The following is a 20,005-nucleotide window of genomic DNA, read 5'->3' on the forward strand; positions in this document are numbered from 1 at the left end:
CGCTCGCGCGCCCCGACACAAGGAGAACGGCACATGGCCGTCGTCACCATCCGCCAGCTGCTCGACAGCGGCGTTCACTTCGGACACCAGACCCGTCGGTGGAACCCGAAGGTCAAGCGCTTCATCCTCACGGAGCGCAGCGGCATCCACATCATCGACCTCCAGCAGTCGCTGGGGTACATCGACAGCGCCTACGACTTCGTCAAGGAGACGGTCGCCCACGGCGGCACGATCCTCTTCGTCGGCACGAAGAAGCAGGCCCAGGAGGTGCTCGCCGAGCAGGCGACGCGCGTCGGTCAGCCCTACGTGAACGAGCGCTGGCTCGGTGGCCTCCTCACGAACTTCCAGACGGTGTCGAAGCGCCTCGCGCGCATGAAGGAGCTCGAGGAGCTCGACTTCGACGACCCCGCCGGCTCGGGCTTCACGAAGAAGGAGCTCCTGCTCAAGAAGCGCGAGCTGAACAAGCTGCACAAGTCGCTGGGCGGCATCCGCAACCTCACGAAGACGCCGTCCGCCCTCTGGGTGGTCGACGCCAAGCGCGAGCACCTCGCGATCGACGAGGCCCGCAAGCTGGGCATCCCCGTCATCGGAATCCTCGACACCAACGTCGACCCCGACGACCTCGCGTACCCGATCCCCGGCAACGACGACGCGATCCGCTCCGTCGCGCTGCTCACGCGCATCATCGCCGACGCCGCGGCCGAGGGCCTGCAGCAGAAGCACAACCCCGAGGGCGACGCCGACGCCGAGCCGCTCGCCGAGTGGGAGCGCGAGCTTCTCGCCCAGGGCGGCGAAGAGGGCGACGCCCCCGCCGCCGAGCAGGCAGCCGACGAGGCCCCCGCGGCTGAGGAGGCTCCCGCCGAGGAGGCTCCGGTCGCCGAGGAGGCTCCGGTCGCCGAGGAGGCACCGGCCGACGAGAAGCCGGCCGAGGCTCCCGCAGCCGAGTGACCGTCGCGAGGGCGGGTGCCGACTCGGCACCCGCCCTCGTTCTCGGCGCCACACGCGCCGCACATCTGAATCACGAATCACACCTCCGGTACACCACCGACACCAAGGGGAAGCCACTCATGGCAAACGTCAGCATCGCCGACATCAAGACGCTGCGTGAGCAGCTCGGCACGGGCATGGTCGACACGAAGAAGGCGCTCGAGGAGGCCGAGGGCGACCTCGAGAAGGCCATCGAGATCCTTCGCCTCAAGGGCGCGAAGGGCAACGCGAAGCGCGCCGACCGCGCCGCGACCGAGGGCCTCGTCGCCGGCACGACGCGCGACGGATCCGCGACGCTCGTCGAGCTCGCCTGCGAGACCGACTTCGTCGCGAAGAACGACAAGTTCATCGCCCTCGCCGACACCGTCCTCGAGGCTGTCGCGGCCGCGGGCGCCGACGGCGTCGATGCCGCACTCCAGGCCGACGCGAACGGCAGGACCGTCGAGCAGACGATCGCCGACGAGGCCGCAGTCCTCGGCGAGAAGATCGAGCTGCGCGGCGCGTCGACGCTGAAGGCCGACGCGTTCCAGATCTACCTCCACAAGACGAGCAAGGACCTCCCGCCGCAGGTCGGCGTCGTCGTCGCCTACTCGGGTGACGACGCCGAGACCGCGCGCTCGATCGCGCAGCACATCTCGTTCGCCGCACCTCAGTACCTCACGCGCGACGAGGTCCCGAGCGACGTCGTCGAGAAGGAGCGCGAGATCGTCACGGAGATCTCCCGCAACGAGGGCAAGCCCGAGGCCGCTCTCCCGAAGATCGTCGAGGGCCGCGTGAACGCGTTCTTCAAGCAGGTCGTCCTGCTCGACCAGCCGTACGCGAAGGACAACAAGCTGTCGATCCAGAAGGTCGCCGACGCCGCGGGGATCTCGATCTCCGGCTTCGCGCGCTTCAAGGTCGGCGCCTGACGCGAAGCGCCTGACGACGAGGGGCCCGGGATCCGCGAGAGCGGCCCGGGCCCCTCGGCGTCTCCGACGACGCCCCCAGGGCGTCCGCACAGCCAGCCGACGGACCCTCTGCGCTAGCGTGGGGGACGCTGCAGACAGCCCGAGACAGGGCCCGAGAGAAAGAAGTCATCGTGACCAGCGACGCCCCCGCACCCAGCCGCCGTGTTCTGCTCAAGCTCTCGGGAGAGGCCTTCGGCGGCGGCCAGATCGGCGTCGCCCCCGATGTCGTCGGAACGATCGCGCGTGAAATCGCGGAGGCCGCACAGGAGGTGCAGGTCGCGGTCGTCGTCGGCGGCGGCAACTTCTTCCGCGGCGCGGAGCTCTCGAAGAGCGGCATGGAGCGCTCGCGCGCCGACTACATGGGCATGCTCGGCACCGTCATGAACGCCCTCGCTCTGCAGGACTTCCTCGAGCAGGCCGGCACCGAGACCCGCGTGCAGTCGGCGATCGAGATGCGCCAGGTCGCCGAACCGTACATCCCGCGCCGCGCAGAGCGCCACCTCGAGAAGGGGCGCGTTGTGATCTTCGGCGCGGGCGCCGGGCTGCCCTACTTCTCCACCGACACCGTCGCGGCGCAGCGCGCGCTCGAGATCCGCGCGCAGGAGGTGCTCGTCGCGAAGAACGGCGTCGACGGCGTCTACACCGCCGACCCGCGCCTCGACGCGAACGCGACCAAGCTCGACCACGTCACCTACGGCGACGCCCTCGTGAAGGGGCTCAAGGTCGTCGATTCGACCGCCTTCAGCCTCTGCATGGACAACGGCATGAACATGCGGGTCTTCGGGATGGAGCCGGCCGGCAACGTCACGCGCGCCCTCCGCGGCGACCAGATCGGCACGAGCGTCACGCGCTGACGCGGCGCGCCGCTCCCCGCGCGCGGGGAGCGGGTTCGCCCGTCGATAGAATCTCGTAAGTCCCTCAACGAATGGAGTTCCCGTGATCGCCGATGTTCTCGCCGAGGCCACGAGCCGCATGGATCGCGCTGTCGAGGCCGCGAAGGAAGACTTCGCCACCGTGCGCACGGGGCGCGCCAACCCCCAGATGTTCCAGAAGGTGCTCGTCGACTACTACGGCACGCCGACGCCGCTGCAGCAGCTCGCGTCGCTCGCGAACCCCGAGGCCCGCACGCTCGTCGTCGCCCCCTACGACAAGTCGGCCCTCAGCGCGATCGAAGAGGCCATCCGCAACATGCCGAACCTCGGCGCGAACCCGTCGAACGACGGCGTCGTCGTACGGCTGTCGATGCCGGAGCTGACCGAGGAGCGCCGCAAGGAGTACGTCAAGCTCGTGCGCGGCAAGGCCGAGGACGCGCGCGTGCGCGTGCGCGGCATCCGCCGCCAGGTGAAGGACGACCTCGGCGCGCTCAAGGACGAGATCGGCGAGGACGACGTCGTGCGCGGCGAGAAGGAGCTCGACGCGCTGACGAAGAAGCACGTCGACCAGATCGACGAGGCGCTCACACACAAGGAAGCCGAGCTGCTCGAGGTCTGATGGTGACCGGAGCGCCCGACGATGATCAGCGACAGGACGATCCTGCCGCCGATTCGTCGCGCGACGGCGACGACGCGACGGCCGGGTCGCTGCACGACCGCCTGAGCAGCGCGCGAGACGACTTCGAGCACCGCGTCGATCGCGCGCGCGATCAGTTCGACGCGACGAACGAGCGCATCAAGAAGCGCACCGGACGCGACCTCTTCGCCGCCATCGGGGTCGGGGTGCTCGCCGCCGCGGCGGTGCTCGCGTCGCTCCTGTTCGTCAAGTGGGCGTTCGCGATCCTCGCCGTCGGCATCGCCGCGCTCGGCGTGTTCGAGCTCACGCGCGCGCTCCAGGCGCGCGGGCGCCGGATCGACCTCGTTCCGCAGCTCATCGGCGCCGTCATCATCGTCAGCGCGGCGTTCTGGTTCCCGACCGCCGTGCATTGGACTGCGGTGTTCGTGACGCTCGCCGTCATCATCGTGTGGCGCGTGCTCGTGCAGATGTCGGCGCGCGATGGCCGGGTGTATGCGTCGATCTTCAGCGACATCATCGTCGGGTGCTTCATCCCGCTCTACGTGCCGTTCCTCGCGAGCTCGGCGCTCGTGCTGGTCCGTCAGGACGGCGGCGAGATGTGGATCATCGCGTTCCTGCTGGTGGTCGTCGTGGCAGACACCGCAGCGTACGCCACGGGCCTCTCCTTCGGCAGGCACAAGATGGCGCCGCGCATCAGCCCCGGCAAGACCTGGGAGGGCTTCGCGGGGGCGGCCGTCGTCTCGAACATCGCCGGCATCGCCGCAGCCATCTTCCTTCTCGGGATCCCGTGGTGGACGGGCATCATCATCGCGCTCGCGCTGCTCGGATCGGCGACCATGGGCGACCTCGGCGAGTCGATGATCAAGCGCGACCTCGGCATCAAGGACATGAGCTCGTGGCTGCCCGGCCACGGCGGCGTGCTCGATCGTCTCGACAGCATCCTGCCGTCGGCCGTCGTGGCGCTCGCCCTCTTCCACTTCCTGTCTCCCCTGGGGGCCGCATGAGCGACGAGACCCCGAACGCCGCGACCGGCGCGCCGTTCACCCGTGCACAGGGCCGGCAGCGCGGCTATGAGCCCGCGGCGGTGGAGGACTTCCTCGCCGCGGCCCGGGCGTCGTTCCAGGCCGGTACTCACGCGGTGACGAGCGAGTCCATCCGCACGGCCTCCTTCCCGCTCGAGCGCGGGGGGTACGACGTCGCCGGAGTCGACGCCGCGCTGGCGCGCCTCGAGGACGCGTTCGCCGAGCGCGAGCGCGACGCGCGGATCCGCGAGGCGGGAGCCGAGGCATGGGTCTCCGACGCACGCTCCGAGGCGCAGGAGCTCCTCGCGCGGCTGACCAGGCCGCAGGGTCGTCGATTCGATCGGGTCGGCTGGTTCCACGCGGGATACTCGGTGGCCGAGGTCGACGCCGTCGCGGCGCGCGTCGCGCGCTACTTCTCACAGGGTGACCCCGTGACGGCCGATCAGCTGCGCTCGGCGGCGTTCCACACCCAGCGGGGCGGATACCGCGAGGAGCAGGTCGACGCCGTCCTCGACGCGGTCGTCCGAGTCGTGCTCGCCGTCCGTTGACGGCCGCCCGGCGTTCCCCGCAGAATCAGATGTCTCGTTCAGGTAACAATCGGGTAGACTTTCGATCACTGTGACTTCTGCGAACAACGAGAACCGGCCCATGACCCGTCGCCAGGCACGCGCCATCGAGCGCTCGGCCGTCGCGGAGGCGCGGCGCTCCCACCGGGCGGTCGCGGTCGCGGACCGTCGGCGCTCGCACTCGGCTCCGTCCGGCTGGAGCGCGAAGCGCATGACGGCGGCCGTGTTCGGCGGCATCGCCGCGGTGGGCTTCCTCGCCGCGTCGATCGCCCCGGTCGTCGGGACGCAGATCGCGCAGGCGAGCCAGGACCCGTCGCTGTCGGCCTATGCGTCGGCCGCCGACGAGGCGCAGCTGTTCGCCGCTTCGGAGAAGGGGGGGACGCTCGCGGCGCTCTCGACCGTCTCGTACGAGGCCGAGCTGCGCACGCCCACCCCGACGCCGACACCGGAGCCCGAGCCGGCCCCTGCCGGTGTCCCGGAGACGCCGACGGACGACGGCGGCGGCGAGCAGGCGCTCCCCGCGCCGTACCAGCCGCCCGCACCCTACGCCGGCGGGGGCGAGCCCGCCGACTGGATGGCGGCGGCCGGCATCGCGGAGTCCGATTGGGGCTACGTCGACTACATCGTCAGCCACGAGAGCGGCTGGAACCCGAACGCGACGAATCCGTCGTCGGGCGCCTGCGGCCTCGTCCAGGCGCTGCCGTGCAGCAAAGTGCCCGGAAACGGCTACGACCCGGTCGACAACCTGCGCTGGGGATCCGGATACGCGATCGGCCGCTACGGCAGCTGGGCGAACGCCTACGCGTTCTGGACGTCCAACCACTGGTGGTGACCCCGGGTGGGGAGGAAGGGCCGGTCGCGCCGGCGCCCTGATGGCCGCGCCGCGGGCGAGTCCTTCGACCGACTGCTCTCGGGGTGGCGGCGCACGGAGGTGCGTCGCGGGGCCGAGTGGTCCGTGCAACCCGTCGGGCCCGGCAGATCCGACAAGCCGTACACCTGCCCTGGGTGCGGCCGCACCGTCGAACCCGGCGCCGCGCACCTCGTGACGTGGCGCGAGGACGGAGTCCTCGGCGCCCGCGCCGACCTCGAGGCCCGCCGCCACTGGCACTCCCACTGCTGGAACATCTACTGACGAGGAGGCCCGTGTGGAGATCCGCGGAGCGACCCAGCTGCCCGCCCGGCGCGAGGACATCGAGCTGCGCACGTCCGACGGCCTGACGCTCGTCGGCGAGCTCGCTCTGCCGCTCGAGCGCGACCCGGTGGCGACGCTCGTGACCCTGCACCCGTTGCCGACGCACGGCGGATTCATGGACTCGCATATCATCCGCAAGGCCGCGGCGCGGCTTCCCGCCCTCGCGGACCTCGCGGTGCTGCGCTTCAACACCCGCGGCACCACGTCGCCGCGCGGCACGAGCGAGGGCGAGTTCGGCGACGGCGTGGCCGAGCGCGCGGACGTCGAGGCGGCCATGCGCTTCGTGGCGGAGCGCGGCCTGCCGGATCCGTGGCTCGTCGGATGGTCGTTCGGCACCGAGCTGACCCTGAAGTACGGGCGGGAGCACCCGATCGTCGGCGCGGTCCTGCTCTCTCCGCCCCTGCACCGCACGACACCCGAGGAGCTCGCCGCGTGGGCGGGCGAGGAGCGCCCCCTCGTCGCGCTCATCCCCGAGCACGACGACTTCCTGCGGCCGCCCGAGGCGCGTGAGCGCTTCGCCTCCGTGCCGAACGCCTGCCTCATCGAGGTGGAGGACGGCAAGCACCTGTGGGTGGGGGAGAAGCAGACGACGCGCGTGCTGAACGAGATCGTCTCGCTCGTCCGCCCCGAGGCCGCGCCGCTTCCCACCGAGTGGCCCGACGCCTGACGCGGCGCGGGCGCTGCCGGATCAGCGCTCGTTCATGCGCGGGATGAGCACCTGCCGGTAGACGATGAGGATGCTCGCGGCGACGGGGATCGCGATGAGCGCGCCGAGCAGGCCGAGCAGCGTACCGCCCGCGAGGGCCGCGACGACGACGACCCCGCCCGGGACCGACACTGCGCGGCTCATGATGCGCGGTGAGAGGACATACGCCTCGATCTGCATGTAGACGAGGTAGTAGATCGCGGCGATGAGCGCCGTCGTGGTGTCGCCGACGCTCGGCAGCAGGCAGACGAGCACGATGATCGTGGATCCCGTGATCGTCCCGACGAGCGGGATCATCGAGCCGAGGAACGCGATGACCGCCAGCACCATCGCGAACGGCGCATCGATGATCGAGAGGAAGATCGCGCTGAGCAGGCCGTTGGTCGCCGCGAGCGTGACCTGCCCCATGACGTAGTAGCCGACGGAGTCGGTGATCTGCTCGGCGATGTGCTGGAAGCCCTCGCGCTTGGTCGCGGGAACGATCTGGTAGATCGCGCTCTTGAGCGACGGCGTCGACGCAGTGAGGTAGATCGTGAGAATCAGGATGATGAGCGCGCCGAAGAGTCCGTTCGCGACGCCGACCGTGACGTTGACGAGGCTCTCGCTGATCGAGAAGATGTTGGCGGTCAGCCACTCGTTCACGGCGTCGAACAGCACGGGGACGTCGAGGTTGGGGAACGTGGCGCTGATCCACGTCTCAAGGTCGGTGTCCCACGCCGAGCGGTTCAGCGTGAGGGTGATGCGCCGCACGAGCTGCGAGATCTGGTCGATGAGGACGGGGACCACGATGAGGAGGATCCCCGCGAAGATCGCGAGGACGCCGACGATCGCGATGAGGACCGCGGCCCAGCGGGGCAGGCGGCGGCGTTCGAGCCACGAGACCACGGGATCGAGGCCGAGCGAGAGGAACAGGGCCGTGCCGACGTAGAGCAGCACCGTCGACATGCTCTCGATGCTCTGCAGGAGGACGACCGCGAGACCGACGCCGAGCGTGGCGATGAAGCCCAGGCGGAACGGGTTGTGGATCTTCATGAAGCTCCTGCGGGAGACGGACGCGGTGCGGGCGGGTGACCTCTGCCGAGAGTACCCGGCGCAGGCCTCGCGACGCGGACAGCGCGCGGGAAGCAGGACGACACCGATTCCCAGGAGGCGTCGTTAGTCTGGGAGATCTGCGAGGTCGGCGGCTGGGCGCCGCCGACACCCGAACGAGGAGAATTGATCCGTGCGATTTGTATGGGCGGTCGTCGCGTTTCTGGCCGCCGTGGGACTCATCGGCGCGGGAGTCGCGCAGCTGACGGTTCTGCGCGGCCCCGACACGATCACGAGCCAGATCGAGGCGCCGGACGCCGAGTCGCGGTACACCGTGATCGATGCGGAGGTGCTGCGCGCCCACCCCGGGCAGCAGGAGCTGCGGATCACCGGCACGGACGAGGAGATCTTCGCCTCCTACGGCCGCACCGCCGACATGCAGGCGTGGCTCTCCGACACGACCTACAACCACGCCGTCCTGCGGGAGGATCCCGCTGAGGGGGAGTCTCCCGTCGAGACCACGCTCGTCGAGCCGACGAACGAGTATGCGGACACGGGCGAGCGCGTGTGGTGGAACCCCCGCGACGCGGATGTCTGGGTCCAGCAGATGACGGCCGACGACGAGCTCGTGGAATCGTTCTCCCTGCCCGACGGCATGAGCCTGCTGATCGCGACCGACGGCACCGAGCCCGCACCGTCCGACATCAGCGTCACGTGGCAGACGACCGTGACGACGCCGTGGGCCGGCCCGCTCATCGCGCTGGGCTGTCTCGCGCTGCTGATCGGCCTGATCTTCTGGATCGCCGGATTCGTGCACCTCCGTCGCCGCCGCGGCCCGCGCCGCAAGGGTTCGAAGGCCGCGCGTGGGCGCGCCGGGTCGACCGGGCGGAAGGAGCTCGCCGCTCCCGCGAAGACGGATGCCGGCGAGGAGCAGGCCGCCGCCGACGAGGCGGGCGAGGCACCGAAGGGCGACGACCAGGAGGATGCCGCGAAGAGCACGAGCGCGGCGACGCGCCGAGGCGCACGCCGCACGCTCCTCGTGATCCCTGCCGTCGCGATCGGCGGTGCGATGCTCGCGGGCTGCTCGCCATCGGCCTGGCCCGACTTCGCGCCGAGCCCGACGCCGACGCCGGAGCCCACCGAGGCACCGGACACCGAGACGCCTGCGCTGACCGACGCCCAGGCGCAACGGATCGTGTCCGGCATGGCGCAGGTGATGTCCGACGCCGATGAGAACAACGACGCCGAGATGGCGGAGAAGCGCCTCACGGGCGCCGCGCTCGAGATGCGCTCGACGGCCTATGACATCCGAAAGGACGTCGAGGACTACGCGATCCCGACCGCACTGCCCGACGGCGAGGTCAGCGTGCTGCTCCCGCAGGCGAACGACGGATGGCCGCGCACCGCCCTCATGGTCGTGAGCCCCGAGGACGGCGGCGACGATGCGGGGACCCCGACGGTCCTGATGGCGACGCAGTCGAGCCCGTGGGAGACCTACAAGGTCTCGTACATGGGGTCGATCGCCGCGAGCACCGAGCTCCCTGAGCTCGCCCCCGCCTGGCTCGGCGCCGCGCTCGTGCCGCCGGACTCGTCGTTCCTGCAGATCGCGCCCGACGAGCTGGCCGAGGCGTATGCCGACATCGTCGGGGGCGGCGAGGACAGCGAGTTCGCCGAACTGTTCGACCTCGAGACGGATCCGTTCCTGACGGCCCTGGACGAGAAGCGGAAGACCACGCGCGACACGTTCAACGAGACGGCCGAGGGCACCGCTGAGATCACCTTCGACCAGCGCGCGGGAGACACCGACGCCGTCGCGCTCGCGACGTTCGACAGCGGCGCGATCGTGTCGGTGTCGATGGGCGACTCCGAGACGCTCGAACCGACGGACGAGGACGGCGTGATCAAGATCCCCGACGCGCCCGAGATCCAGCACTTCGTCGGCGAGGACGAGACGACGACGGGCCTCACGACGAGCTACGAGAGCCAGCTGTTCTTCTATGTGCCCGCCAAGGCATCGGACGAGCCGATCCGCGTGCTCGGATTCTCCTACGGTCTCGCGGGTTCGGAGCTGCTCCCCGAGCCCGAAGAAGAGGAAGAATAGAGTCCGCACATTCTCCGACGACCACGAAAGGTGATCGATGTCTGACGCCTCTCTCGGTTCCGCCCTGCGCGGTGCCGTCGACCTGTCCTCCCTGCGCAACCAGCCGCCGGCCCCGCGTCCCGGCGCGCCGTCGGGCGGTGCGGGCGCCGCTCCCGCGCCGGCAGGCGGCGAGCCCGAGGTCGTGATGCACGTCGACGATCAGACCTTCGGCCGGGTGATGGAGCTCTCGACGCAGTTCCCGGTCGTCGTGCAGCTGTGGGCCGACCAGGTGCCGCAGACCGTCAGCCAGGGCGAGGTGTTCGAGCGCGCGGCCCGCGCCTACGGTGGCCGCATCGTGCTGGCCCGCGTCGACGCGTCGCGCGCGCCGCAGGTCACGCAGATGTTCCAGCAGAACGGCTGGCCCATGACGATCGGCGTCATCTCCCAGCGGCCTGTCCCGGTGCCCGACCAGGAATACACCGAGGAGCAGGTGCAGGACCTCTTCGATCAGGTCCTCCAGCTCGCCGCGAACGCCGGCGTCACGGGCAGGGTCGCGACCGGTGGCGATGATCCGACAGACGAGCCCGCGGAGCCGACGCTGCCGCCCCTGCACCAGGAGGCGTTCGACGCGATCGAGCGCGGTGACTACGCGGCGGCGGCCGTGGCGTACGAGAAGGCGCTGGCGGAGAATCCGCGCGACGGCGACGCACAGGCCGGACTCGCCCAGGTGACCCTCCTGCGGCGCGTCGACGGCGCCGATCTGCAGGCGGCGCGCCAGGCGGCGGCCGATGCACCGGCCGACGTCGACGCGCAGCTCGCCGTCGCCGACCTCGACATGGCCGGCGGCCACGTCGACGACGCGTTCGATCGGCTCCTCGATGCGTTCGCGGCCCAGACCGGTGACCCGCGCACGCGCATCAAGGATCGGCTCATCGAGTTCTTCGGTCTCGTCGGCCAGGCGGATCCGCGCGTGATCGCTGCGCGCACGCGGCTGACGAACCTGCTGTTCTGACGCGCGGATGCCGTACCTCGACCACGCCGCGACGACCCCGCTGAGGCCCGAGGCGCGCGCGGCGTGGATCGAGGCGCAGGCGACGGGCAACCCGTCGTCTGTGCACGCCGACGGCCAGCGCGCGCGGCGGATCCTCGAGGACGCGCGCGAGCGCGTCGCGGCGGTGCTCGACTGCGATCGCCTGGAGGTCGTGTTCACATCCGGCGGCACGGAGGCGATCAATCTCGCCCTCAAGGGGCTGTGGTGGGCGCGGCGCGAGGGCGCGGATGCCGTGGTGCTCCCGGACGGCGAACATCACGCGACGATGGACGCGGCCGAATGGCTGCGGGCCGCGGGCGCCGAGGTGCGCCCTGTCCCGCTCGACGGGTTCGGGCGGATCCGCGCCGACCGCTTCGCGGACGAGCTCGCGGGGGGCGCCGCGTGGGCGACGGCGCTCGCGGCGAACAACGAGGTCGGCACGATCAACGACGTCGACGCCCTCGCCACGGCATCCGCTGCCGCGGGTGTGCCCCTGCACATCGATGCGGTGGCCGCGTTCGGACACACGCCGGTCTCGTTCCGGTCCTGGCGGGGCGACGCGCCGCCCGGCGCCGGGCTGGTCGCGCTGAGCGTCAGCGGGCACAAGGTCGGCGCGCCGGTCGGGACGGGCGCGCTCGTCGTCGCGCGCACGGCGGCGCTCTCTCCGCTCCTGCACGGCGGCGGCCAGCAGCGCGGCCTGCGGGCCGGCACGCAGGACGTCGCGGGCGCGAGCGCACTCGCGGTCGCCGTCGAGCTCGCGCAGCGCGAGCGCGCCGCGGAGAGCGCGCGCCTCGCGGGCCTGCGCGCGCGCCTGATCGCCGCGCTGGGCGCGGATCCGCGGATCCGGCTGCTCGGAGACCCGAACCGCCGGCTCGAGGCGAACACGCACCTGCTGCTGCCGGGCGCGTCCGGCGAGTCGGTGCTGTATCTCCTGGACATGGCGGGGGTATCGGCCTCGACCGGATCCGCGTGCCAGGCCGGCGTGACCGAGGCGTCGCACGTCGTGGAGGCGATGGGGATCTCGGGCGCCGCGCCGCGCCAGGTGCTGCGGCTCACGATGGGGCGCTCGACGACGGCGGAGGACGTCGACGTCGCCGCGCGCGCCATTCTCGACGCGTATGCGCGGCTCGTGCCGCCTGGCGCGGATCCCGCGGCCAGCTGAGGGTCATACACTCGCACCATGCGAGTTCTTGCGGCGATGTCCGGCGGCGTCGATTCGGCGGTGGCGGCCGCGCGCGCCGTCGACGCAGGCCACGATGTCGTCGGTGTGCACCTCGCTCTGTCGCGCGCCGGCGGCACGCTGCGCACGGGCAGCCGGGGGTGCTGCACGGTGGAGGACGCGATGGACGCACGACGCGTCGCCGACCGGCTCGGCATCCCCTTCTACGTGTGGGACTTCTCGGAGCGCTTCCGCGACGACGTCATCGACGACTTCGTGGCCGAGTACCGCGCGGGCCGCACCCCGAACCCCTGCATGCGGTGCAACGAGCGGATCAAGTTCGCCGCGCTCCTCGAGCGCGCGCTCGAGCTCGGCTTCGACCGCGTGTGCACAGGGCACTACGCGACGCTCGTCGACGGCGCGGACGGCCTCGAGCTGCACCGGTCGAGCGAGGAGGCGAAGGACCAGTCGTATGTGCTCGGCGTCCTCACGGCCGAGCAGCTCGCCCACACGCTGTTCCCGCTCGGCGAGACGCCGTCGAAGGACCTCGTGCGCGCGGAGGCGGCCGAGCGCGGGTTCTCGGTCGCGAAGAAGCCCGACAGCTACGACATCTGCTTCATCCCCGACGGCGACACACGCGGCTACCTCGCCGAGAAGGTCGGCGCCGAGCCGGGGGAGATCGTCGATCGCTCGGGCGAGGTCGTCGGCGAGCACGACGGCGCGCACGCCTTCACGATCGGCCAGCGTCGGGGCCTGCGCCTCGGCACGCCGGCCCCCGACGGCAAGCCGCGGTTCGTCCTCGAGGTGCGGCCCGTCTCGAACACGGTCGTCGTCGGGCCGAAGGAGGCGCTCGCGGTCGCGGAGATCTCGGGCGAGCGGTTCAGCTGGGCCGGCGCCGCGCCCCGGGATGCGCACGAGGAGTTCGCCTGCGAGGTGCAGATCCGTGCGCACGCGGACCCGGTGCCGGCCGTGGCGGTCGTCAGGGACGGTGCGCTGATCGTCACGCCCGACGAATCGCTGACGGGCGTGGCGACAGGCCAGACGGCCGTGATCTACGTGGGGACCCGCGTACTCGGTCAGTGCACGATCGACCGCGCCGTGAGCGCCGCACCCGTCTCAGCGTGACGGGGCCACCGTTTGTCAGGGGTCCGAAACTAGAATCGACGCGTGGATTCCGACGCATCTGACCTCTCCCTCGCCGCCGCTCGTGCGGAGGCCGACGACCTCATCGCGCGCATCGACCGCGCGCGCGAGGCGTACTACGGCGCCGATGCCTCCGAGGTCGACGATGAGACCTACGACGCGTGGATGCACCGCCTCGAGCGGCTCGAGGCCGCGCACCCCGTGCTGCGCGGGCAGGATTCGCCGACGCAGACGGTCGGGGCGGCCGCACAGACGGGGCTCGACACGATCGAGCATGCCGAGCGCATGCTCAGCCTCGACAACGTGTTCTCTCCCGACGAGCTGCGCGAGTGGTGCGTCAAGACCTCGGACGCGGCGGGGCGGGCGATCCGCTGGCTGACCGAGCTCAAGATCGACGGCCTCGCGATCAGCCTCCGCTACGAGCGCGGCGAGCTGACGTCCGCGGCGACCCGCGGCGACGGGCGCGTCGGCGAGATCGTCACCGAGAACGCGCTGCGCGTCGCCGGGATCCCCGAGCGGCTCGCGGGTGAGGGGCACCCCGAGATCGTCGAGGTGCGGGGCGAGATCTTCATCCCGGTCGAGCAGTTCCACGAGCTGAACGCCCTGCAGGCCTCGCTGCGGGAGCGCGCGGTCGCGGAGGCGCGTGAGCGGTGGGAACGCGTGCGCAGCGCGACGAAGAAGCCATTCGACGACGAGCGCCAGCGCGTCTCCGCCGAACGCCGGTTCCCGGCCTTCGCGAACCCGCGCAACGCGGCGAGCGGCGGGCTGCGCCAGCAGCTCGACAAGAAGGAGGGGCTCGACCTCGAGGCGGGGCGCGCGCGGATCGGATCGCTGCGCCTGTACGTGCACGGCATCGGCGCCTGGCCGTCGCCGCCCGTCGCGGCGCAGAGCGATGTGTACGGCCTGCTGGCCGGGTGGGGGCTGCCGACGAGCCCGCACCTGACGGTCTGCGACACGGTCGACGAGGTGCTCGCCTTCGTGGCGCGCTACGGCGAGAATCGCCACTCCGTCGAGCACGAGCTCGACGGCATCGTCGTGAAGGTCGACGAGCTCGCTCTGCACGACGAGCTCGGCGCGACGAGCCGCGCGCCGCGCTGGGCGATCGCGTACAAGTACCCGCCCGAGGAGGTGCAGACGCGCCTGCTCGACATCCGCGTCGGCGTCGGCCGCACGGGGCGCGCGACGCCCTATGCGGTCATGGAGCCGAAGCTCGTCGCCGGCAGCGTCGTGCGCCAGGCGACCCTGCACAATCAGGAGGTCGTCGTGCAGAAGGGGGTGCTCATCGGCGACACCGTCGTGCTGCGCAAGGCGGGAGACGTGATCCCCGAGATCCTCGGCCCGGTCGTCGAGAAGCGCGACGGATCCGAGCGCGCCTTCGAGATGCCGCGCGCGTGCCCCGAATGCGGCACGCCGCTGCGCGCCATGAAGGAGGGCGACATCGACCTGCGGTGCCCCAACGGCGAGGACTGCCCGGCGCAGGTGCGGGGCCGGGTCGAGCACATCGGGTCGCGCGGCGGCCTCGACGTCGAGGCGCTCGGCGAGGTCACCGCCGCGGCCCTCACGCAGCCGGCACCTTCATCGGAGACGGGAGAGACGGTGCCGCCCGTGCTGCGCACCGAGGCAGGGCTGTTCGACCTCACACTCGAGGACCTGTTCCCGATCGACGTCGTCGTGCGCGATCCCGAGACGGGGCAGCCCCGCGAGGACAAGGAAGGCAGGGTCAAGCCGCGCGCTCCCTTCCGGCGTCGGCGCAAGGTCGCGGGCAAGGACCCGGATCCGGCGTTCGATCCCGAGGGGCCGTTCGACGGCGATGCGACGCACATCGTCTCGGCCCAGGCCCTCATGCTCCTGGAGGAGCTCGAGAAGGCGAAGTCGAAGGATCTGTGGCGCCAGATCGTATCGCTCAACATCCGCCACGTGGGGCCCGTCGCCGCGCGCGCCGTCGCGCGGCACTTCGGGTCGCTCGAGGCGATCCGATCCGCGAGCGTGGACGAGCTCGCGGCGGTCGACGGCGTCGGCGAGATCATCGCGCGGTCGCTCCTGGAATGGTTCGAGATCGACTGGCACCGCGAGATCGTCGAGCGGTGGCAGCGCGCGGGCGTGTCGTTCCGCATCGAAGGCCACCCCGGTCCCGGCGCCGCACAGACGGTGGGCGGCCCCCTCGATGGCCTCACCGTCGTCGCGACGGGATCGCTCGACGGCTACACGCGCGACGGTGCGAAGGAGGCGATCATCGCGGCCGGCGGCAAGGCGGCGTCGAATGTCTCGAAGAAGACCGATTTCGTCGCGGCGGGCCCTGGCGCCGGATCGAAGCTGGCGAAGGCGGAGGACCTCGGCATCCCGATCCTCGACGCGGCGCAGTTCCGCCTGCTCGTCACGGAGGGTCCCGACGCGCTCGACGCGCCTGACACGAGCGCATAACGTTCCTCTCACCCGGCTTGCGATCCTGGAAAGAACCTGTGTAGCGTAACCAGGCCTGCGGGAATGCCGTGGGCGAGACCACATGCTCGTCGCCGGCGGAAGCCGGCCGGGGGTGCGGGCGCCGGAACGGCGTCCCGCAGCCCGATCGGGCGGAGGACCACACCCTAAGATGTCAGACCATACTTTCTTCATCATCGCGCTGGTCATCTACTTCGCGGCCATGATCGGCATCGGCGTCTATGCGACGCTGAAGACGAAGAGCCACGAGGACTACATGCTCGGCGGCCGCAGCCTGCCGCCGGCTGTCGCCGCGCTCAGCGCGGGCGCTTCGGACATGTCCGGCTGGCTCGTCATGGGCCTGCCCGGCGCTCTCTACGCGACGGGCCTCATCGAGGCCTGGATCGCGATCGGGCTCACGATCGGCGCCTATCTCAACTGGAAGCTCGTCGCGCCGCGCCTGCGCGCCTACACCGAGGTCTCGAAGAACTCGATCACGGTGCCCAGCTTCCTCGAGAACCGCACGCGCGACAGGTCCCACGTGCTGCGCATCGTCGCGGGCGTCGTCATCCTCGTGTTCTTCACGCTGTATGTGTCGAGCGGCATGGTCGCCGGCGGCAAGTTCTTCGAGAGCGCGTTCGACGGCGACTACCTCACCGGCATGTTCCTCGTCGGCGGCGTCACGCTGCTGTACACGCTGTTCGGCGGCTTCCTCGGCGCGACCTACACCGACTTCGTGCAGGGCATCATGATCTTCGCCGCCCTGCTCATCGTGCCCGTCCTAGCGATCGTCTCGATCGGCGACCTCGGCCAGGTCGCCGAGGGCATCACGACCGTCGGCGCGGCCAACCTCGACTGGTTCGGCGGCGGCCTGTCCGCCGCGACGTTCCTCGGCATCATCTCGTCGCTGGCGTGGGGGCTCGGCTACTTCGGCCAGCCGCACATCATCGTGCGCTTCATGGCGCTGCGGACCCCGGGCGACGCGAAGGTCGCCCGCCGCATCGGCATGGGCTGGATGATCCTCTCGCTGCTCGGCGGCGTGTGCACGGGCCTCATCGGCATCGCGTGGTTCAGCATCAAGGGCGTCGACCTGCCCGACGCCGAGACGGTCGTGCTGGTCCTCGCGCAGAACCTCATGCACCCGCTCGTCGCCGGCCTCGTGCTCTCGGCCGTGCTCGCGGCGATCATGTCGACGATCTCGAGCCAGCTCATCGTGTCGTCGTCGGCCCTCATCGAGGACGTGGCGCGCCTGGTGCTGAAGAAGGACGTCAAGGAGTCGGCGCTCGTCTGGCTCGGCCGCGCGGCCGTGCTCGTCATCGCCGTGATCGCGATCCTCATCGCGCTCGACTCCGACTCGTCGGTCCTCGACCTCGTCGGATTCGCCTGGGCGGGCTTCGGCGCCGCGTTCGGCCCGCTCATCCTGCTCGCCCTGTTCTGGCGCAAGCTCACGAACGTGGGCGCGATCGTGGGCATGATCGCGGGTGCCGCGACGGCGTGGATCTGGGGCAAGGCTCTGACGGGAGGCTTCTTCGACCTCTACGAGATCGTCCCGGGCTTCCTGATCAACCTCGTGCTCGCCGTCGTGGTCAGCATCGCCACGCACAAGGCCGATTCGAGCGACGACAAGGAGATCCAGAAGGAGTTCACGGACACCGGATCGATCATCCTCGCCGATGTCAAGAAGGCCGGTCAGTCGGCCTGACCGACACCGTCCGAGGCGCCCCGTCGAGCATCAGCTCGGCGGGGCGCTTCGCGTCCGCACGCACAGCGCGCGGTGGCGCATACGATGGCGTGTGTGACTGACGCGTTCGATCCTCCGCGCCCCTGGACCCGCTCCTACGCCCCCGGCGTCCCCGCCGACCTCCCGCCGATGAGCGGATCCCTCATGGATCTCGTCGCCGACTCGGCCGCAGACTATCCGGACGCGCCGGCCCTGGAGTTCTTCGGCCGCGTCACGAGCTATGCGGATCTCGCGGCGGCGATCGAGCGCGCGGCGGCGGGCCTGCACGCGCACGGCGTCCGGAAGGGCGACCCCGTCGCGCTCGTGCTGCCGAACTGCTCCCAGCACATCATCGCGTTCTACGCCGTGCTGCGCCTCGGCGCGATCGTCGTCGAGCACAACCCGCTCTACACGCCGCGCGAGCTGCGCAAGCAGTTCGAGGATCACGGCGCGAAGCACGCCATCGTGTGGAGCAAGGTGGCCCCCACGCTCCAGGAGTTCCCGAGCGATCTCGCGGTCTCGACGCTCGTGTCGGTCGACGTGACCCGCGGAATGCCCCCGGTCATGAGCGCCGCGCTGCGCCTGCCGATCCCGAAGCTGCGCGAGATGCGCGCCCAGCTCACCGAGCGGGTGCGCGGCGCGATCAGCTGGGAGGCGATCGTCGGCTACGCGCCGCTCGACGCCTCGGTTCCCGGCCCCGGCACCGACGACATCGCCATCATCCAGTACACGAGCGGGACGACGGGCGACCCGAAGGGCGCCGCCCTGACCCACCGCAATCTGCTCGCGAACGCGGCGCAGGCGCGTGCGTGGACGCCCGACGTCGCCCGCGGCGAGGGCACCGTCGTCTATGCCGTGCTGCCGATGTTCCACGCGTACGGGCTCACCCTCTGCCTGACGTTCGCGATGTCCCAGGCGGCGCGCCTCGTGCTGTTCCCGAAGTTCGACCCCGACATGGTGCTCAAGGTCACGAAGAAGCGCCCCGCGACGGTCCTCCCGCTCGTGCCGCCGATCGCCGCGCGCCTGCTCGCGCGCGCCCAGGAGACGGGCGTCCCGCTCGAGGGCACCGGAATCGGCGTCTCGGGTGCCATGGCCCTCGACGACGCGCTCGTCGTGCCGTGGGAGAAGGAGACGAATGGCATGCTCGTCGAGGGCTACGGCCTCTCGGAGTGCTCGCCTGTGCTCATCGTGAACCCCGTCTCGGACGACCGGAAGGCGGGCACGATCGGGCTGCCGCTGCCCGGCACCGAGTGCCGCGTGGTCGACCCCGAGGATCCGTCGACCGACGTCGCCCCCGGAGAGGCGGGCGAGCTGCTCGTGCGCGGCCCGCAGGTGTTCGACGGGTACTACGGGCGCCCCGAGGAGACGGAGCGCGTCTTCTCGGACGGCTGGTTCCGCACGGGCGACATCGTCGAGATGGACGACGACGGGTTCTTCACGGTCGTCGATCGCATCAAGGAGCTCATCATCACGGGTGGGTTCAACGTCGCGCCGACCGAGGTCGAGATCGCGCTGCGCCAGCACCCCGCGATCGATGACGCCGCCGTCGTCGGCCTGCCGGGGAAGAACGGCGAGGACGTCGTCGCTGCGGTCGTCCTCGACGGGCGGAGCGATATCGACGCGGACGAGGTGCGCGAGTTCGCGAAGCGGATTCTCACGCCCTACAAGGCCCCGCGCCGCATCGTCGTCGTCGACGAGCTGCCGAAGTCGATGATCGGCAAGGTCCTGCGCCGACAGGTGAAGGAGCAGCTGCTCGCGACGGCGGAGTGACTGCCGAGCAGGTCATGCGACCGACTGGCTCCCCGCGAACGGCGCCAGGGCGTCGCGGATGCGGGCGAGTTCGTGCGGATCCAGCCCGGTGCGGGCCATGACCGCGCCGGGGACGTCAAGCGCTCTCTCCCGGAGGGCCCTGCCCTCGTCGGTGAGGGTGATGTCGAGGTGACGCTCGTCGTGCGGCCGCCGTGCGCGCCGCACGAGGCCCTGCGTCTCGAGCCGCTTCACGAGCGGGGACGTCGTGGCGGGCTCGAGGGCGATCGCGTCCGAGAGATCCGTGAGCGATCGCGGCGACCGCTCCCACAGCGCGAGCATGACGAGGTACTGCGGGTGCGTGACGCCGAGCGGCTCGAGGATCGGTCGGTAGATCGAGACGATGTTGCGCGCGGCCGTCACGAGCGCGAAGCACAGCTGATTGTCGAGGAGCAGGAGGTCGTCGCGAGGATCCGTCACACTGCGATCCTATCGCGCGAAAAATTAGTACACTAAGGGTTATGACACACACGAAGAAGTTGCGCGAACGGATCCGCGAGGCCGGCGGCTTCTACGAGTGGGCCAACGAGACCCTCATCCGCATCGCCGGCCCCGCACAGGTCGGCCCGTACGGGCCGTCACCGACGCCGAAGTGCGAGCACTGCGGAAAGCGCAGGGAAGAGCACGTGGCGGCACCCGACGGGAGCCTGCGCTGTCCCGAGTGACCCGCGCCGGACGCGTAGACTGGCGT

General features: G+C 70.9%; 19 protein-coding genes. 17 read left to right on the forward strand and 2 right to left on the reverse strand.

The window, feature by feature from the left end; genetic code table 11:
* The first annotated feature begins 33 nt into the window (after positions 1-33).
* The 9 genes from rpsB (at position 34) to GB932_RS05015 (ending at position 6,890) form a co-directional block, all read left to right on the forward strand.
* Positions 34-948 carry a 30S ribosomal protein S2 gene (rpsB, locus tag GB932_RS04975; protein ID WP_156759583.1) on the forward strand — a complete coding sequence of 305 codons (915 nt, stop codon included), beginning with the start codon at positions 34-36 and terminating at the stop codon, positions 946-948.
* A 119-nt stretch (positions 949-1,067) separates the two neighbouring features.
* Positions 1,068-1,895 carry a translation elongation factor Ts gene (gene tsf, locus GB932_RS04980; protein ID WP_156759584.1) on the forward strand — a complete coding sequence of 276 codons (828 nt, stop codon included), beginning with the start codon at positions 1,068-1,070 and terminating at the stop codon, positions 1,893-1,895.
* A gap of 170 nt (positions 1,896-2,065) precedes the next feature.
* Positions 2,066-2,788 carry a UMP kinase gene (pyrH, locus tag GB932_RS04985; RefSeq protein ID WP_156759585.1) on the forward strand — a complete coding sequence of 241 codons (723 nt, stop codon included), beginning with the start codon at positions 2,066-2,068 and terminating at the stop codon, positions 2,786-2,788.
* Positions 2,789-2,870: 82 nt separating this feature from the next.
* On the forward strand, positions 2,871-3,425 hold the full coding sequence (gene frr / locus GB932_RS04990; protein ID WP_156759586.1) for a ribosome recycling factor: 555 nt from the start codon (positions 2,871-2,873) through the stop codon (positions 3,423-3,425).
* A complete protein-coding gene (locus tag GB932_RS04995; protein WP_156759587.1) occupies positions 3,425-4,447 on the forward strand; it encodes a phosphatidate cytidylyltransferase in 1,023 nt (340 codons plus the stop codon). The genes frr and GB932_RS04995 overlap by 1 nt, the downstream gene beginning before the upstream one ends.
* Positions 4,444-5,013: a DivIVA domain-containing protein gene (locus GB932_RS05000; protein WP_156759588.1), complete on the forward strand. Its 570-nt coding sequence runs from the start codon at positions 4,444-4,446 to the stop codon at positions 5,011-5,013. The genes GB932_RS04995 and GB932_RS05000 overlap by 4 nt, the downstream gene beginning before the upstream one ends.
* A gap of 100 nt (positions 5,014-5,113) precedes the next feature.
* On the forward strand, positions 5,114-5,863 hold the full coding sequence (locus GB932_RS05005) for an aggregation-promoting factor C-terminal-like domain-containing protein (RefSeq protein WP_231916001.1): 750 nt from the start codon (positions 5,114-5,116) through the stop codon (positions 5,861-5,863).
* Positions 5,864-5,869: 6 nt separating this feature from the next.
* A complete protein-coding gene (locus GB932_RS05010; protein WP_156759589.1) occupies positions 5,870-6,163 on the forward strand; it encodes an Rv1322 family protein in 294 nt (97 codons plus the stop codon).
* A 13-nt stretch (positions 6,164-6,176) separates the two neighbouring features.
* Positions 6,177-6,890, forward strand: a complete 714-nt coding sequence (locus GB932_RS05015; protein WP_156759590.1) for an alpha/beta hydrolase — start codon at positions 6,177-6,179, stop codon at positions 6,888-6,890.
* 21 nt (positions 6,891-6,911) lie between these two features.
* Here GB932_RS05015 and GB932_RS05020 read toward each other — a convergent pair whose 3' ends face one another.
* Positions 6,912-7,961, reverse strand: a complete 1,050-nt coding sequence (locus tag GB932_RS05020; RefSeq protein WP_156759591.1) for an AI-2E family transporter — start codon at positions 7,959-7,961, stop codon at positions 6,912-6,914.
* Between the two features lie 190 nt (positions 7,962-8,151).
* Here GB932_RS05020 and GB932_RS05025 point away from each other — a divergent pair, with 190 nt between their 5' ends.
* From GB932_RS05025 to GB932_RS05055, 7 genes are all read left to right on the forward strand, one after another.
* Entirely contained in the window at positions 8,152-10,059 is a 1,908-nt protein-coding gene (locus GB932_RS05025; protein WP_156759592.1) for a DUF8094 domain-containing protein, read from the forward strand.
* 37 nt (positions 10,060-10,096) lie between these two features.
* Positions 10,097-11,050: a co-chaperone YbbN gene (locus GB932_RS05030; protein WP_156759593.1), complete on the forward strand. Its 954-nt coding sequence runs from the start codon at positions 10,097-10,099 to the stop codon at positions 11,048-11,050.
* A 7-nt stretch (positions 11,051-11,057) separates the two neighbouring features.
* Positions 11,058-12,230 (forward strand): cysteine desulfurase family protein, encoded by a 1,173-nt coding sequence (locus GB932_RS05035; protein ID WP_156759594.1) that lies wholly within the window; start codon positions 11,058-11,060, stop codon positions 12,228-12,230.
* 18 nt (positions 12,231-12,248) lie between these two features.
* Positions 12,249-13,352 carry a tRNA 2-thiouridine(34) synthase MnmA gene (mnmA, locus tag GB932_RS05040; RefSeq protein ID WP_156759595.1) on the forward strand — a complete coding sequence of 368 codons (1,104 nt, stop codon included), beginning with the start codon at positions 12,249-12,251 and terminating at the stop codon, positions 13,350-13,352.
* Positions 13,353-13,394: 42 nt separating this feature from the next.
* Positions 13,395-15,791, forward strand: coding sequence for an NAD-dependent DNA ligase LigA (gene ligA, locus GB932_RS05045; RefSeq protein ID WP_156759596.1), 2,397 nt, complete (start codon positions 13,395-13,397; stop codon positions 15,789-15,791).
* A 169-nt stretch (positions 15,792-15,960) separates the two neighbouring features.
* A complete protein-coding gene (gene putP, locus GB932_RS05050) occupies positions 15,961-17,490 on the forward strand; it encodes a sodium/proline symporter PutP (protein ID WP_156759597.1) in 1,530 nt (509 codons plus the stop codon).
* Between the two features lie 84 nt (positions 17,491-17,574).
* Positions 17,575-19,278: a long-chain-fatty-acid--CoA ligase gene (locus GB932_RS05055; RefSeq protein ID WP_156759598.1), complete on the forward strand. Its 1,704-nt coding sequence runs from the start codon at positions 17,575-17,577 to the stop codon at positions 19,276-19,278.
* A 12-nt stretch (positions 19,279-19,290) separates the two neighbouring features.
* Here the strand turns inward: GB932_RS05055 and GB932_RS05060 are convergent, their stop codons facing one another.
* The gene (locus tag GB932_RS05060; protein WP_156759599.1) at positions 19,291-19,734 is read right to left on the reverse strand and encodes a MarR family winged helix-turn-helix transcriptional regulator; all 444 of its coding nucleotides are present in this window, start codon (positions 19,732-19,734) and stop codon (positions 19,291-19,293) included.
* A 41-nt stretch (positions 19,735-19,775) separates the two neighbouring features.
* On the opposite strand from GB932_RS05060, the gene GB932_RS05065 reads away from it, so the two are divergent.
* Positions 19,776-19,979, forward strand: coding sequence for a hypothetical protein (locus tag GB932_RS05065; RefSeq protein ID WP_156759600.1), 204 nt, complete (start codon positions 19,776-19,778; stop codon positions 19,977-19,979).
* The last annotated feature ends 26 nt before the right edge of the window (positions 19,980-20,005 follow it).

This window comes from Microbacterium karelineae (genome assembly GCF_009745985.1).
GTDB lineage: Bacteria > Actinomycetota > Actinomycetes > Actinomycetales > Microbacteriaceae > Microbacterium > Microbacterium karelineae.

Coding starts and splice junctions, on each gene's coding strand:
- rpsB (WP_156759583.1), top strand. CDS start 34: ATGGCCGTCGTCACCATCCGCCAGCTGCTCGACAGCGGCGTTCACTTC.
- tsf (WP_156759584.1), top strand. CDS start 1,068: ATGGCAAACGTCAGCATCGCCGACATCAAGACGCTGCGTGAGCAGCTC.
- GB932_RS04995 (WP_156759587.1), top strand. CDS start 3,425: ATGGTGACCGGAGCGCCCGACGATGATCAGCGACAGGACGATCCTGCC.
- GB932_RS05000 (WP_156759588.1), top strand. CDS start 4,444: ATGAGCGACGAGACCCCGAACGCCGCGACCGGCGCGCCGTTCACCCGT.
- GB932_RS05005 (WP_231916001.1), top strand. CDS start 5,114: ATGACCCGTCGCCAGGCACGCGCCATCGAGCGCTCGGCCGTCGCGGAG.
- GB932_RS05020 (WP_156759591.1), bottom strand. CDS start 7,961: ATGAAGATCCACAACCCGTTCCGCCTGGGCTTCATCGCCACGCTCGGC.
- GB932_RS05030 (WP_156759593.1), top strand. CDS start 10,097: ATGTCTGACGCCTCTCTCGGTTCCGCCCTGCGCGGTGCCGTCGACCTG.
- GB932_RS05035 (WP_156759594.1), top strand. CDS start 11,058: ATGCCGTACCTCGACCACGCCGCGACGACCCCGCTGAGGCCCGAGGCG.
- mnmA (WP_156759595.1), top strand. CDS start 12,249: ATGCGAGTTCTTGCGGCGATGTCCGGCGGCGTCGATTCGGCGGTGGCG.
- putP (WP_156759597.1), top strand. CDS start 15,961: ATGTCAGACCATACTTTCTTCATCATCGCGCTGGTCATCTACTTCGCG.
- GB932_RS05055 (WP_156759598.1), top strand. CDS start 17,575: ATGGCGTGTGTGACTGACGCGTTCGATCCTCCGCGCCCCTGGACCCGC.
- GB932_RS05065 (WP_156759600.1), top strand. CDS start 19,776: ATGACACACACGAAGAAGTTGCGCGAACGGATCCGCGAGGCCGGCGGC.